Source organism: Mesorhizobium sp. AR02 (assembly GCF_024746835.1).
Lineage (GTDB): Bacteria > Pseudomonadota > Alphaproteobacteria > Rhizobiales > Rhizobiaceae > Mesorhizobium.
The window spans coordinates 2,323,260-2,338,112 of the sequence record NZ_CP080531.1 but is presented as its reverse complement, the minus strand read 5'-3'; the positions used below and the strand labels follow the sequence as shown (position 1 = coordinate 2,338,112).

At 63.9% G+C, this 14,853-nt stretch carries 12 protein-coding genes and 1 pseudogene; 2 read left to right on the top strand and 11 right to left on the bottom strand.

Annotated features, from left to right (window positions below; all coding sequences use genetic code 11):
• Window positions 1-46: 46 nt before the first annotated feature.
• The 9 genes and pseudogenes from phnN to DBIPINDM_RS15250 all read right to left on the bottom strand — a co-directional run bounded on the left by phnN (window position 47) and on the right by DBIPINDM_RS15250 (window position 9,785).
• Entirely contained in the window at window positions 47-676 is a 630-nt protein-coding gene (gene phnN / locus DBIPINDM_RS15290) for a phosphonate metabolism protein/1,5-bisphosphokinase (PRPP-forming) PhnN (protein WP_258588030.1), read from the bottom strand.
• Window positions 673-1,812, bottom strand: a complete 1,140-nt coding sequence (locus DBIPINDM_RS15285) for an alpha-D-ribose 1-methylphosphonate 5-triphosphate diphosphatase (protein WP_258588029.1) — start codon at window positions 1,810-1,812, stop codon at window positions 673-675. The genes phnN and DBIPINDM_RS15285 overlap by 4 nt, the downstream gene beginning before the upstream one ends.
• A gap of 51 nt (window positions 1,813-1,863) precedes the next feature.
• On the bottom strand, window positions 1,864-2,571 hold the full coding sequence (locus DBIPINDM_RS15280) for a DUF1045 domain-containing protein (protein ID WP_258588028.1): 708 nt from the start codon (window positions 2,569-2,571) through the stop codon (window positions 1,864-1,866).
• A gap of 151 nt (window positions 2,572-2,722) precedes the next feature.
• On the bottom strand, window positions 2,723-3,535 hold the full coding sequence (gene iolB / locus DBIPINDM_RS15275; protein WP_258588027.1) for a 5-deoxy-glucuronate isomerase: 813 nt from the start codon (window positions 3,533-3,535) through the stop codon (window positions 2,723-2,725).
• 4 nt (window positions 3,536-3,539) lie between these two features.
• Window positions 3,540-3,758, bottom strand: a complete 219-nt coding sequence (locus DBIPINDM_RS15270; RefSeq protein ID WP_258588026.1) for a DUF3329 domain-containing protein — start codon at window positions 3,756-3,758, stop codon at window positions 3,540-3,542.
• A 43-nt stretch (window positions 3,759-3,801) separates the two neighbouring features.
• A complete protein-coding gene (iolE, locus tag DBIPINDM_RS15265; RefSeq protein WP_258588025.1) occupies window positions 3,802-4,719 on the bottom strand; it encodes a myo-inosose-2 dehydratase in 918 nt (305 codons plus the stop codon).
• A gap of 188 nt (window positions 4,720-4,907) precedes the next feature.
• A pseudogene (gene iolD / locus DBIPINDM_RS15260) lies at window positions 4,908-6,759 on the bottom strand (3D-(3,5/4)-trihydroxycyclohexane-1,2-dione acylhydrolase (decyclizing)).
• A gap of 34 nt (window positions 6,760-6,793) precedes the next feature.
• The gene (locus DBIPINDM_RS15255) at window positions 6,794-8,728 is read right to left on the bottom strand and encodes a bifunctional 5-dehydro-2-deoxygluconokinase/5-dehydro-2-deoxyphosphogluconate aldolase (protein ID WP_258588024.1); all 1,935 of its coding nucleotides are present in this window, start codon (window positions 8,726-8,728) and stop codon (window positions 6,794-6,796) included.
• Window positions 8,729-8,939: 211 nt separating this feature from the next.
• Complete coding sequence (locus DBIPINDM_RS15250) at window positions 8,940-9,785, bottom strand: MurR/RpiR family transcriptional regulator (protein ID WP_258589276.1); 846 nt, start codon at window positions 9,783-9,785, stop codon at window positions 8,940-8,942.
• 268 nt (window positions 9,786-10,053) lie between these two features.
• Between DBIPINDM_RS15250 and DBIPINDM_RS15245 the strand changes: the two genes are divergently transcribed.
• Window positions 10,054-11,163: a Gfo/Idh/MocA family protein gene (locus tag DBIPINDM_RS15245; protein ID WP_258588023.1), complete on the top strand. Its 1,110-nt coding sequence runs from the start codon at window positions 10,054-10,056 to the stop codon at window positions 11,161-11,163.
• Window positions 11,164-11,190: 27 nt separating this feature from the next.
• Here DBIPINDM_RS15245 and DBIPINDM_RS15240 read toward each other — a convergent pair whose 3' ends face one another.
• Window positions 11,191-12,558 carry a PLP-dependent aminotransferase family protein gene (locus DBIPINDM_RS15240; protein WP_258589275.1) on the bottom strand — a complete coding sequence of 456 codons (1,368 nt, stop codon included), beginning with the start codon at window positions 12,556-12,558 and terminating at the stop codon, window positions 11,191-11,193.
• A 262-nt stretch (window positions 12,559-12,820) separates the two neighbouring features.
• On the opposite strand from DBIPINDM_RS15240, the gene DBIPINDM_RS15235 reads away from it, so the two are divergent.
• Complete coding sequence (locus DBIPINDM_RS15235) at window positions 12,821-14,002, top strand: MFS transporter (RefSeq protein WP_258588022.1); 1,182 nt, start codon at window positions 12,821-12,823, stop codon at window positions 14,000-14,002.
• Between the two features lie 54 nt (window positions 14,003-14,056).
• Here DBIPINDM_RS15235 and DBIPINDM_RS15230 read toward each other — a convergent pair whose 3' ends face one another.
• Window positions 14,057-14,755, bottom strand: a complete 699-nt coding sequence (locus tag DBIPINDM_RS15230) for a helix-turn-helix transcriptional regulator (protein WP_258588021.1) — start codon at window positions 14,753-14,755, stop codon at window positions 14,057-14,059.
• Between the last annotated feature and the right edge of the window lie 98 nt (window positions 14,756-14,853).

Genomic DNA, 14,853 nt, shown 5'->3' with positions numbered 1-14,853 from the left:
CCAATGGCGAGCCACACGCGCTGAGGTCCATGGATGCACGTCTAAATCAGATCAGACCCGACATGTCGGAGAAGGCCATCGCCTTGCGCAGCAGCTCGGCGAAGCGTTCGCCGGCCACCTCGCGCGGGCCGCTATTGTCGATCGTGGTGACGCCGGGACCGGACAGGGTCACATTGGCGCTGCGTGCCAGGCGAGCCAGCACTTCGCCGCGCGACTCGCGGCCGCGCATCGCCAGCCGCTCGGCAAGAACGCCGTGCGAGGCGGTGATCTCGACAATGGCCAGATTGGCATAGCGCTCGCGCAAGGAGGGGATGATCGCCCGCGATACGTTCGCCACCGCGACATGGCCATTGGCGACCGACCAGTCGACATCGGCCGGCAGGCCATAGCGCAGACCATGCGCCTCCCAGGAGATGGCGAAGGCGCCATCGGCCTCGGCTTCGACAAAGGCGGCGTCGGCCAGCGTGTCGTGATCCTCGCTCGCCGCATCGCTCGGCCTGGTGATGACGCGGCGGACGAACTCCAGCCGGCTCTCGTCGGCAAAGAGGGCGCGGGCGTAGCCGATCACCGTGTCCTTGCCGGCGCCACTTGGGCCCACGACGGCAACAAAGACGCCATGGCGGATTGGAAACGTTTCAGCGGACAATTCACGCTCGATCAAGGCCGACACCATCATGCGACCCGGCGTCCCTGCCGCCAGACGGTGCGCACGACCGGAACATGGTCATCGACGCGCACGCGCACCAGATCGGCGCGGCGGCCTTGCTCGATGATGCCGCGGTCGTTGAGGCCAACGGCTTCGGCCGGGTTCTTCGACACCATGGCGACCGCCTGCGGCAGCGAAATGCCTTCGACCATATCACCGAGGAAGAAGGCCGACTGGATCAGGCTGAAGGGAATATAGTCGGACGACAGGATGTCGAGCAGGCCGTCGCTGGCCAGCGTGCGTGCCGAGACATTGCCCGAATGCGAGGCGCCGCGCATGACGTTGGGCGCGCCCATCAGCACGCCGAGGCCGGCAGCCTTCGAAGCACGCGCGGCTTCCTCGGTGGTCGGGAACTCGGCAACGCGCACGCCTTGCTCGATCGCCTCGTCGACATGGCCTGATGTGGCGTCGTCATGGCTGGCCAGCACGATGCCGCGCTCGTGGCAGGCGGCGGCGATCACCGCGCGGTTCGGCGCCGAATTGCGCGCTGATTCCGCCATTCGCTTTTCGCAGAACAATTTGAAGTCGCGGTCGGTCAGCTTCAGCTTGCGCTGGTAATAGTAGGCATAGGTTTCGAGATTGACGAACTGGCGCTGGCCGGGGGCATGGTCCATCAGCGATGCCAGCTTGACCCGGTCGTCCTGATCGAAATTGGCGAAGGCCTGCAGGCAGTCCGGCGCCGAAACCTCGCAGCGCAGATGAATGAAATGGTCGGCCCGCAACCGGTCCTGCGCGACGCTATCCTCGATCGCGTCGGCCAGCTTGCGGATGTCGGTCGATGTCAGATCTGCGTCCTCGTCCATGCCGACGCGCAAGGCGTCGAGCACGGTGGTGATGCCGGCGGTCGCCACCTGCGCGTCATGGGCAAGCACCGCGGCGATCGGGTTCCAGCGCACTTTCGGCCGTGGCGCATAGTGGCCTTCGAGATGGTCGGTGTGCAGTTCGACCAGCCCGGGAATGACATAGTCGCCGCCCATATCCTCGCCAGTCCGGCCAGAACCTGCATCGATGCCGGCGATAAAGCCGTCACGCAGCACCAGCGAACCCTCGACGATCTCGTCGGCAAGCACGATGCGGGCGTTGGAAAGAACGGTCTCGGCGGTCATTTCAGGCAGTCCTTGGTTATTCCTGGCCGGAGCAATTCCGGCTGGAGTTATTCAGGCGATTCTTCTGGCCGGGCGGCGTCCCAGCGCGTGCTGGGAAAGCACCATGAACGGCGCACCGGGTTCGGGTTCGACAAACAGTGTCAGCGCGTCCACCAGCACAGGCTGCCGCAGAACCTCCGCGAACAGGCTGTCGATTGCTGCGCGCAAACGGGGGCTTTCCTGTGGCCCCGCCCGGCCGGACAGCGTCATGTGGAAACGAAAGGTCTCGAAGACATAGGGGTAGCCCCACTGGCAGAGATTGCGGAACTCGGCCGGCTTCAGCGAATCCGGGCTGCGCCGCTCGATCTCGGCCTCGGTCAGCGGCGCGCGGAACCGGTCGAAATCGCGCACGACGTCGTCGGCGAAGCGGTTGAGCGAAGGCAACGGCCCCTCCGGCACCAGCGCGAAGAAGCTGTCGATCTGGCTGACGACGAGCCGCGGGATCGTCACCACCGGGGTCGCTTCGGCAAAATGGTCGAGCCCCGCGCGCAGCGAGGTCTCGGTCTCGTTGGCTGCCAGGCGGAAGGGGGCTTTCAGCGTCGCGTGGAAGCCATAGCGGCGTGCCGAAGCGGTGTGGAAGGCGACTTCCGCCGCCGACAAATCGGCCACGGCCTCGACCGGCCTTGTCGCCGCGCCGAACGGGTCGCGGCCCAGCCAGTTGGCGGCGATCCGCGCCAGCGGTTCGTCCTGCCTCGGGGTAAAATAGATGGCGTAGCGCATCGAAAATCCTCGTCAGCCCGCTGCCATAGGTGATTTCCATGACGGATTGACGAAGCTTTGAAGGGTTTTCGAAGGCAAATCGACCCCACAGGTCCTTAGCCGACGATTTTTCCCAGCTGGACCAATAGGTTCAATCGGAATCCCGGACCGGTCAGGCCTTCATCAACCATTCGTGCTCGGGTGCATTGTGGAATTTCCACGTCCGCTTCGGTCCGGCCATGACGTTGAGATAATAGAGGTCGTAGCCATGGCAGGCGGCGCAGGGGTGATAACCCTTGGGCACCAGCACGACATCGCCATCCTCGATCGCCATCGCTTCGTCGAGCGCCCGATGGCCATCCTTGTCGGCGTCGGTATAGACGCGCTGGAAGGCAAAGCCCTGCGGCGGGTTGAGGCGGTGGTAATAGGTCTCCTCGAGATAGGATTCAGCTGGCAGATTGTCCTGGTCGTGCTTGTGCGGCGGATAGCTCGACGTGTGGCCGCCGGGCGTGATGACCTCGACCACCAGCAGCGAGTCCGCCGGCTTGCCTTCCGGCAGGATGTTGGTGACGTAGCGCGTGTTGGTGCCCTTACCGCGCACCTCCTGGCCGAGATCGTCGGGTCCGATCACCCGGACCGGCAGCCCGCCGCCGAGGCCGGGCGCCGAGCAGACCGCGAGTTCGAGGTCCGTATCGGCTGTCACCGACCAGTCCGATCCCTCGGGTACATAGACGGACCACGGCTTGCCTTCGAAGGGTGACATGCGTTCGCCGAGCAGGCCGAGATCCTTGCCGCCGGCTTTCGCCGTGCCCTTGCCGGTGACGAACACCAGGCAGACTTCGCGATCGTCCGTCTTTCCCGAGGCACTTTCGCCGGGTCGCAGCCGATGCAGGTCGAAACCGACATAGGTCCAGCCGGCGCTTTTCGGCGTCACATGGGCGACGCGGCCATGGCCCTTGTCGGCCTTTACCAGCAGCTTCGACATCGGGTTACTCCTTCGGTTCGGCCTCGGCCGTCGCCTTGTTCTCGTCGGCCGGCTTGTAGAGATAGAAAAACTGCCAGACGCCATAGCCGGCGAAGCCTAGCGCGATGACGCCCCAGAATGGTGTGCCGGTGGCGAACTCGATGATCGACCAGATGACGCAGACGGCGACGACAGCGACACGCCGCCATAAGGGCCGGAAGAACGGGTGCTCGGAATCTTTCATCGCGCCAATCTACAGCAACCTGCTTCGCCGTGAACCCATCGCGTCAGGCATTCGGGAACCCTTGGGTTTCGACGGTGTAGCCGGCGGCGGTCATCACACGCATCAATTCCTTGTGGCCGACCTGCGCCATCTTGAGCGGCGGGTTCTTCTTGGGGTCCTGCTCGGCCTCGACCACGAACCAGCCTTCATAGCCATGGTCGGCGAAGCGTTGCACGATGGCGCCGAAATCCAGCGAGCCGTCGCCCGGCACGGTGAAGGCGCCGAGCGCCACGGCATCGAGGAAGGACTGCTTGGTGCGGTCGAGCCCGTCAATCACGCCCATGCGCACATCCTTCACATGCACATGGCTGATGCGCTTGTGGTGGTTGTTGATGGCGCGCAGCACATCGCCGCCGGCGAAGGCCAGATGACCGGCATCGAGCAGCAGCGGAATGCCTTCGCCGGAATGGCGCATGAAGGCGTCGAGCTCCGGCTCGGTCTCGACCACAGCCGCCATATGATGGTGGTAGGACAGCGGCATGCCTTGCTCCGCACACCATTCGCCGAATTCCGTCAGGCGCCTTGCATAGGCCTTCATCTCGTCGCCAGAAAGTTTCGGCTTGGTGGCGAGCGGCTTGGAGCGGTCGCCCTGGATCGAGCGGCCGACCTCGCCATAGACGATACAAGGCGCGTTGACTGCCTTGAACAGGTCGATCATCGGCTGGATGCGATCCTTGTTCTTGCCCATCTCCTCATCGACCAGCGTGCCCGAAAACCAGCCGCCGCACAGCGTCACGTCGGCTGCCTTCAAAATCGGCAGCATGACAGCGGGGTCGTTGGGAAAACGCCGGCCCATCTCCATGCCGGTGAAGCCGGCCGAACGCGACTGGCGCAGGCACTCCTCCAGCGACACGTCATCGCTGAGTTCCGCAAGATCATCGTTCCACCACGCAATGGGGGACATGCCCAGTTTGGCTTTCAAGTCGTCACTCCAGTCTTAGTTCGTATCTACCTTCCCCTTGTGGGGGGTCCGAAGGACCGGCGAGACCCGCGGCTCGCCCCGGCAAGTCGCTGCGAAGCAGCGGGGTGGGGGTGCGGCGCCAGACCCCACCCGGACCTTCGGTCCGACCTCCCCACAAGGGGGAGGTAGGGGGCGGCGCTGACTTAGCATCAATCGCCGATGGTCTGCATCTGCCGCTTCTCGTCATAGGCCTTGCGCGCCGCGTTGACCTGCGGCCGCGCGGAGACTTCCGGCACCGCCACATCCCACCAATGGCCACCGGCATCGGTGGAGACCAGCGGATCGGTGTCGATGACCAGCACGGTGGTGCGGTCGTTCTTTTTTGGCTTTCTGGAGCGCGTTTTCCAAGCCGGCGATCGACGGCACTTTCTCGGCGATTGCGCCCATGCTCGCCGCATGCGCGGCAAAGTCGATGTCTGGCAGGATCTCGTGGCGCGAGTCCTTCAGGAGATTGTTGAAGTTGGCGCCGCCGGTTGCCATCTGCAGCCGGTTGATGCAGCCATAGCCACGGTTGTCGAGCAGCACGATGGTGAGTTTGAGGCCAAGCATCACCGAGGTGGCGATCTCGGAATTCAGCATCAGATAGGAACCGTCGCCGATCATGACGACGACCTCTTCGCCGGGTTTCGCCATCTTGGTGCCGAGCCCGCCGGCAATTTCGTAACCCATGGTCGAGAAGCCGTATTCGGCGTGGTAGGAGCCCGGCGCGCCCGCCTGCCAAAGCTTGTGCAATTCGCCGGGCAGACCGCCCGCGGCATGCAACAGCGTCACGCCGGATCCCATGGCGCGCTGCACGGCGCCGATCACCTGCGCGTCGGACGGGAAAGCGGCGTTGGTCGACGCCGTCACCTTGGCCGCATCGGCCTGCCAGGCCTTCTTGCCGGTGGCCGCATTGTCGGTCCAGGCGGCAGGCGCCTTCCAGCCCTTCAGAGCCGCACCGAGTTCGGCGAGCCCCTCGGCCGCGTCGGCGACCAGCGGCAGCGCGCGGTGCTTGCCGGCGTCGAAAGGCTGCACGTTGAGCCCAATAATGGTCTTGCCGGAATTCTTGAACAGCGCCCACGAACCGGTGGTGAAATCCTGCAGGCGCGTGCCGATGGCGAGCACGACATCGGCCTCTTCGGCAAGCCGGTTCGCCGCAGAAGTGCCGGTGACGCCGACCGCGGCCATGTTGAGCGGGTGATCGTCGGGCAGTGAGGATTTGCCGCCTTGCGTCTCACAGACCGGAATGCCGACACCTTGCACGAATTTGGCCAGCTCATCGGAGGCCTGCGAGTAAAGAACACCGCCGCCGGCGATGACCAGCGGCTTCTTCGCACCCTTGAGCGCTGCGACAGCGGCGGCAAGCTCATGGCGGTCCGCGCGCGGCCGGCGCTGGTGCCAGACCCGCTCGGCGAAGAAGCTCTCGGGATAATCATAGGCCTCGGCCTGCACATCCTGGCAGAGCGACAGCGTCACCGGACCGCAATCGGCGGGATCGGTCAGCACCTGCATGGCACGGCTGAGCGCCGGGATGATCTGCTCCGGCCGGGTGATGCGGTCGAAATAGCGTGACACCGGACGGAAGCAGTCATTGACCGTCGCCGTCCCGTCGGAGAAATCCTCGGCCTGCTGCAGCACCGGATCCGGAATGCGATTGGCGAAGACGTCGCCAGGCAAAAACAGCACAGGCAACCGGTTTACATGCGCAAGGGCTGCCGCCGTCACCATGTTGAGCGCGCCTGGGCCGATCGAGGAGGTTGCCGCCATGAAGCGGCGGCGGAAATTGGCCTTGGCGTAGGCGATTGCTGCATGCGCCATCGCCTGCTCGTTGTGGGCGCGGAAGGTCGGCAGTTCGTCGCGCACCTGGTAGAGCGCCTCGCCGATGCCGGCGACATTGCCGTGGCCGAAGATCGCCCACACACCGCCGAAAACAGGCACTGTCCTGCCGTCGATCTCGGTCATCTGGCGGGACAGGAAGCGGGTCAGCGCCTGCGCCATCGTCAGGCGGATTGTCTTGCTCATGGTGTTTTCTCCGCAGTCCTTATGCCGCGCCTTCTTATGCCGCCTTGCGGCCGCGCGCGGCAAGCCAAGCTTCGGTCAGTTGCTCGAAGCGCGAGGCCATGTCGGCGACAGCCTCGTCATCCGACATCTTGCCGGCCAGCCATTGTTCGGCCGCGTGCACGAAGATGGTGCGGCCGACGGCAAAGCCCTTGACGATCGGCGCCTTGGCGGTGGCGGCAAAAGCCGCTTCCAGCTCGTCCTGTGGCGCTTCCAGCCCAAGCAGCACGATACCACGGCACCAGGGATCATGCTTCAGGATCACCGCTTCGATCTTGGTCCAGGCACCGGCCGACGCCTGCGGCTCGAGCTTCCACCAGTCGGGCTTGATGCCGAGCGCATAGAGTTCTTCCAGCGCGCGCGGAATGGTCGTGTCGTCGAGCTTGCCGTGCTTGCCGGCGATGATCTCGACCAGCAATTCCCGGCCGACTTTGCGCGCGGCCTCGAACAGCGAGCGCAATTTCTGCTGCTGCTCTTCCTTCAAGGCCGCTGGATCGTCGGGGTGATAGAAGCACAGGCACTTGATGCAATGGTCGACGGGCCATTCGGTGAGCTGCGAACCGATGTCCTGCGAGAATTCGAAGCGCAGCGGCCGCGAGCCCGGCAGTTCGACCGGGCGGCCAAGCCAGGCGAAGGGATGCCTGGCGAATTCGAACATCGCCTCGCGGCCATGCTTCTCGTCGATCAGCATGCCATAGCCGTCGCGACCGGCGGCGACCTTGGCGGCCGCCTTGACCGCCAGCACCTTGAAATCGCGGATGCGCGCCGGATCGGCACCGGTCTTGGCCGCGACGTCCTCGAGCTGGACACGGTGGTCGCAGGCGAGCGCCATCAGCGAGGGGATGTCGCGCCGGCGGGTCGTCGCCCAATGGATGTGGTTGATCGCCTCGTCCTTGCGCAACGCCCTGTATTTGCTGCCGTTCTTGAGGAAGAACTGCAGCTCCTCGAAGGTCGGATATTCCGGCGCGCACAGCAGCCGCGACACGGCAAAGGCGCCGCAGGCATTGGCCCAGGTCGCCGCCGTCGCATGGTCTTCGCCACCCAGCCAGCCGCGCAGGAAACCCGACATGAAGGCGTCACCCGCACCCAGAACATTGTAGATCTCGATCGGGAAACCCTTGCCGACGACGCCGTCTTCGAGATCGTCGCTGATCGGTCCGTCATAGACGATGCAGCCCATGGCGCCGCGCTTCAACACGATGGTGGCCGCAGACAGCGCGCGGATCGTCTTCAGCGCGCTCAGGCAGTCGTCGGCGCCCGAGGCGATCATGATCTCTTCCTCGGTGCCGACGATGAGATCGCAATCGGGCAGCACTGTCTTCAACTGGGCGGAGACCCGGTCCGATTTGACATAGCGCTCGAAGCCTTCGGCATGGCCGGCGAGGCCCCACAGGTTCGGCCGGTAGTCGATGTCGAAGACGACCTTGCCGCCCTTGGCCTTCATGATGCGGATCGCCTTGCGCTGGGCGGCGTCGCTATTGGGACGCGAAAAATGCGTGCCGGTGACGACGATCGCGCGCGCCGAAGAGATAAACGCCTCGTCGATATCCTCCGGCGCCAGCGCCATGTCGGCGCAGTCGCTGCGATAGAAGATCATCGGTGAAACGCCTTCGCTTTCGACCGAAAGCAGCACCAGAGCCGTCAACCGCTCCTTGTCCGTCTTCAGGCCGTCGGTGTTGACGCCTTCGCGCTTCAGCTGCTCGCGGATGAAGCGGCCCATCTGCTCGTCGCCGACGCGCGTCAGCAGCGCCGAGCGCAGGCCAAGTCTCGCCGTGCCGACCGAAATGTTGGCCGGGCAGCCGCCGACCGACTTGGCGAAAGACGTAATGTCCTCCAGCCGCGAGCCGATCTGCTGGCCGTAGAGGTCGACGGAGGCGCGACCGATGGTGATGACGTCGAGCGGCGCCTGTTTCGCGTCCACGGCTTCGCTCATTGGAACCTCCCGTCAGTCTTGTTGTCAGGAACAACATTATTTGGGTAACACGCGCGAGCGGCAGCGTGGTGCCGGGAATATGAAATAATAATTCCAATCCATAGTCAATATGGAATGAGCATTCCCGGCCTAAAATTGCCCGATCATGATCCCGAAAAGTGGTTGCCGGTTTTCGGAAAAGGTCATGGTCAAAGAAGAAAGGAGTGCAGGCTCAGGCTTTGCGCTTGCGGCTAGCGTCGCGCCGCTTCTCGCCGACGCCGACAGTCAGCGCCATGGCCAGGGCCATCGTCGCCGACAGCGAACGGAAGCCGGCGAAGTCCGCCTCGGCAACCTCGAACCAGACCCTGGCGAACTGCGCAAGCGGCGAAAACGAGCTGTCGGTGATGGCGACGATCGGCACGCCCTGTTCCGAAATGGTGCGCGCTTCCTCGATGGTGGCGGGCGCATAGGGCGAGAAGCTGATGGCGATGACGGCGTCCGCTGGCGTGGCAAAGCTGACCATTTCGGCGTTGAGGCCAGCGGCCGATTCGATCAGCTGGTTGCGGATCTTCAGCTTGCCCAGCGCATAGGCGATGTAGGACGCCACCGGGTAGGAGCGTCGCTTGGCCAAGACATAGATGGTCTGCGCCTTCGCCAGCAGCGAAATCGCATCTTCCAGATGCGCATCGTCCAGCGTGCGCGAAATATCGTTGAGCGAGGTGCTGGCGGCGGCGACGAAGCCGTCGAAGATCGCACGATGACCGGCGCCGCCCTCGGCCTTGACGCGCAGCGCCTGCAGCCTTTCGTCATAGGACGAGTTGCGCTCGCGCAGCCGCTCGCGAAACACCTGCTGCAGGCTGGTGAAGCCGTCGAAGCCAAGCTGCTGGGCAAAGCGGATCAGGGTCGACGGTTGAACACCGGCCGAGGCGGCGATGCTGGCGGCGGTGCCGAAGGCGATGTCGTCGGGATTGTCGAGCGCATAGGCGGCGATCTGGGCGATACGTTTCGGCAGGCTTTCGCGCCGGTCCAGGATCGTGGCGCGCAGCGTCTCGAAGTCGCGAGGTACCTGTTCGTCCATCGTCGCTCTGTCCAGGCTCATCTAGAGCATGATGCCGAAAAGTGTGTAGCGGTTTTCGGACGACATCATGCTCTATCTCTTTGACCTAGAGGCGGATTCAGATTTCAGGTCGATTCGACCTGAAATCATCCGGCTCTAGGGAGGTCCTCTCTGCCCCATCATAGCGAGCCTGCGCAAGAACGCCATAAAAAATGAGGCAGACATTCCATTCTAGGAGAAAATGGACTAATTCATCCATCCAGCGCTTCAGGCAATGGAGAAACGGAAAATGGTCGGCGTCGGTCTTATCGGCACGGGTTTCATGGGCAAATGTCACGCCATTGCGTGGAGTGCCGTTGGCGCCGTCTTTCCGGATGTCGCCAAGCCGAAACTCGTCCATCTAGGAGAGGTCAATGAGGATCTCGCCCAGCGCAAGGCCGGCGAGTTCGGCTTCGCCAAGGCGTCCGGCGACTGGCGCACCGTCGTCAACGACCCGGAGGTCGACATCGTCTCGCTGACCACGCCGAACCAGTTCCATCCGGAAATGGCCATCGCCATCCTCGAAGCCGGCAAGCACCTGTGGTGCGAAAAGCCGATGGCACCTAGCTTTGCCGAGGCCGAGGCCATGGCGGCCGCCGCGAAAAAGTCAGGCAAGATCGCCGCTCTTGGTTACAATTACATCCAAAGCCCGGCCATCCGTCACATCGGCGCGCTGCTCGACGAGAAGATCATCGGCGAGGTCAACCATCTGCGCATCGAGATGGACGAGGATTTCATGGCCGATCCCGAGGCATTTTTCTTCTGGAAGCACGAGGCGGCTTCCGGCTATGGCGCGCTCGACGATTTCGCCGTGCATCCGCTGTCGCTGGTCTCGGCGCTGTTCGGCCGCGTCGCCAGCGTCATCTGCGACATGGCCAAGCCCTATGCCGACCGCAAGCTGGCGGCCGGCGGGCGCCGCGCGGTTGAGACCTACGACATCGCCAGCGTCCTGATGCATCTGGAAAACGGCATTGCCGGCACGCTCCAGGTCAACCGCTCGGCCTGGGGCCGCAAGGGCCGCATCGCCATCCAGATCTTCGGCTCCAAGGGGTCGATCCTGTTCGACCAGGAGCGGATGAACGAATTGCAGCTCTATCTCACATCGGATCGCCCGACCGAACAGGGCTACCGCACCATCCTGATGGCGCCGCACCACAAGCCCTACGACGCCTTCCTGCCGGCACCGGGGCACGGCCTCGGCTTCAACGACCTCAAGATCATCGAGTGCCACGAATTGCTGACGCGGCTCGCCGGCAGACCGGCGCGGCTCATCGAGTTCGCCGAAGGGCTGGAGATCGAGCGCACCGTGCACGCAATGGCGCGCTCGTTCCAGGAAAAGCGCTGGGTGGATGTGCGGTAGGCCGATCAAACCGGAAGACAGTTATGGTCATCCATTCCCGGCGTGTCCTTGACGGATAGCCAGGGCCAATCGCCTGACAGCGGGCGCCGCATCCTCGCTGTGCAAGGCGGAGAAGCCGAGAAGAAGACCGTGGCCGGCCACCGGAGCCAGATGCATCGAAGAGATCGGCAGCACGGTGACACCGGATCGGCGAGCTGCCTGTGCGATTGAGACATCGTTGAAGCCCAGGGGCAATCGGGCGAGGAGATGCACGCCTTGCATGGGCACTTCAATCCCGATTCCCGGCTGATCGATAAACTGTTCACGCAACAGCGCCACCAGCATGTCGCGCGACGCGCGATAGCTTTCCCGCAGCCGCCTGAGGTGGCTGGAAAAATGCCCCTCGCTCAGGAAGTCGGCGACCACCAGCTGGTGAAATGGCGCAGGGAACCGGTCGAGCAGCACACGCATCGCACGGATGGCCGGCACGAGCTCTGCCGGGACCACCAAATAGCCCAGCCGAAGACCGGGCAGCAGCGCCTTGCTGAACGTGCCGAGATAGATGACCCTCTCGTGCTCGTCTACGCCTTGCAGCGCGGCCAGCGGGCGATCATCGTAGCGAAACTCGCTGTCATAATCGTCCTCGAGAATCCATGCGCCCTTCGCCGCGGCCCAATCGATCAAGGCCAGGCGGCGCGCCATCGAAAGCACCGTGCCGGTAGGATATTGATGTGAAGGCGTCACATAGACGGCCCTGACGTTTTCCGTGCGTTCAGCGAGCAGCTCCACATTGATCCCATGCGGATCAACCGGGATGGGAATGAGTCTGGCGCCGCCGGCCGTGAAGGCCAGCCGTGCCGGCGGGTAGCCCGGCTCTTCGATCGCAACATTGTCTCCCCGGTCTATCAGGGTGCGAATGGCAAGATCGATCGCCTGCTGCGAGCCGGAGGTGATGAAGACGCGGTCTGGTTCGCAGCGTACGCCTCGCGCCGCCGCGAGATAGGTTACCACCTCGGTGCGCAGCCGTTCCTCGCCTTGCGGATCCCGGTAATGATCGCAGAGCGCGTCAAGATGCCGATGGCCTATGCGCTTGAGAATGGCACGCGTCCTGTCGTCCGGTGCGGCCCGTCCGGTGGCGAAAGGAACCTGGGGCTGCGGATCGAGCAACGCGTTGCCGATGACCGAGCGAGCGGCAGACGAGATGTCGCCTTTTGCCATTGTATGTGCGGCAGTGGTTCGGCGCGCGCGCTCCGGCCGCCCTGGCACGTCAGCCGAAACAAAGGTGCCGGACCCGTGCTGGCCGACGACATAGCTCTCGCTCAACAGCGTTTCATAGGCTTCGACCACGACACCGCGTGATACGCCCCAAAGCCCGGCTGCCGCCCGCGTCGAGGGCAAGCGTGCGCCGGCTGGCATCCTGCCGGCGACAATCGCGTCGCGCAGGGCGAAATAGAGCTGCCGGCCGATCGAGGCCTGCGATGCGCGGTCGATGGCGATGTCGACCAGATGCGTGGCGCCTTCATGCCGGCGCGATGCCTTTTCGGCCATGGCGCTCCCTCCCAAGTGGTCCCCGCGGTCAGTTTCAAGAGGACCTGTAAGTCGATCGGAATTTGATAGATCGATATACCACATTGTCCGCAACATGCAGGACGTTTCTTCGCAGGAAAGGTGCAGCTCCATGCGCACATCGCACGCCTATTTGCTCTTTATCGCCACCTTGCTCACATCGATGGGCTATGGCGCGACATTCCTTCTCACCGAGCATTTTCGAGCGCTCGGCGGCAGCGAGATCGAAACCGGCACGACGCTTGGTGGCGCCATGCTGGGCACGCTTGTCGGCGTTCCCCTTGTTGGCTGGTTTGCCTGGCGTCTCGGCGCGGGCCGCATGGCCGGACTTGGCGCGGTGCTGGTTGCCTGCGGCTATCTCGGCCTGGCGGCGTTATCCACGCTGACGCCGTTGATCGGCGTCGCCGGCTTCTTCATTGGCCTTGGCTGGGGCATTTTCTTCCTGGCCGCGCCGATGGCGCTTTCGATGCGCGTGGCCGATCAGGATCGCGGTTTCTGGTTTACGCGCTATGGCGCGTTCCAGATGGGCGGAATTGGGCTGAGCCCGATCGTGGCGAGTGCGCTGATCAACGAGGTCGGGCTCACGACCGGGCAGGCATTTGGCGCCGTCACCTTGGTCTGCCTGCTGGCCGCATTGCTTTTGGCCGTGTTTGAAGCCATCGCGGTACGGCCGGTCGCGGCGGCGATCAAGGCAGCGGGCAACGCCTGGGTGCGGGCTCTGCCGGCGTTGCTGCGTACACGCGCAATGTACCCCATACTGATGGTCGGACTAGGCGCCTGTGTGTTCAGCGGACTGCTGACCTTTCAGACGTCACTGGTCCGCGGCACCGGATTGCAGGCCAGCACATTCTTTGCCGTCTATGCAATCACCGTTGTCGCGTCCCGGTTCTTGCTCGCGCCGGTGATTGGCCGCGCCAAGGGCGACCATGTTGCTGTCATTCTGCTGGCGATCATGATCGCCGGCGTCATTGTCGCCTTCGGCCTCGCCTATGGCGTGGTGGTCCAGATCGCCAGCGCGATCCTGCTGGGTGTTGGCTACGGCCTGGTCTATTCGGTCATCCAGACGCAGGCGGTGAACGATGCTCCAGCCGAACACCGCAACGCCGCGCTGACATGGTTCGTCGTTGCCTATTTCCTGGGTATTTTCGGGTTTCCAATGCTCGGCGGATGGCTGATCGTCCATGTCGGGACCGACGGCTTCCTGATAGCCGTCCTCTTGTTTGCGATGGCCGAAATCGGATTGGCACTGCTGCGCGGCCAGCGTCTTGCCGCCGAAAGCGTCCAGGCCACATGACCATGGTCTGCGGCAAGCCGGTTGCCTTCGAGAGACCCCTTCTGCAGGACCGCCTCAACCACCGGCAGCGGCGTTCGTCTCCCAGCCGCTCACCCAGATCTGCCGCAAGCGATCGCCTTCGCCCTTGAAGCGCAGGCCCGTCGGCTGGCAATCCTCGATGCGGTCGCTGCGGAAATTGCGGATCGCCTGGCGCAGTTCGCACCAGGCGACGATGTTGGCGGTTTCGGCATAGTAGATGAGCGCGATCGGGCGGATGAGCCGCTCGGAGGCGCGTCCCATTTCGTCGCGATAGGAAAGGTCGAGCTTCTCTTCGTCGCGGATAGCGCGGCGCACCAGCGCCAGGTCGATCGTGCCGGCCGAGGGTGCCGCGAAACCCCAGGCATGCAGTGCATTGGCTTCGAATGTCTGACGCAGCGGCGGCGGCACAGCACCGGCGATCTTGGCGCTGACACGCTTGGCCGCCCGCTTGAGCTCGTCGTCTCCCGTGCGCTCCAGCAGCGCCAGCGACAGCACGATCGCCTCCATCTCCTCGATCGAAAACATCAGCGGCGGCAGGTCGAAGCCGGGGCGCAATATATAGCCGATGCCGCGTCCGCCTTCGATCGGCACGCGCATCGCCTGCAGCGCTGCGATGTCGCGGTAGATCGACCGTATCGTCACTTCCAGCCGCTCGGCAATCATTGCCGCCGTCACCGGCTGCCGCGCCAGCCGCAGGATCTGGATGATCTCGAACAGGCGTGACGCCTTGCGCATTTTTTTCTCACCGGTGCCGATCACAACTGACACACCATCGTCAGTTGGGTCGACCTACAGGATCGCCTATCGAATTGAAAATCAACAGGTTCCGCTGC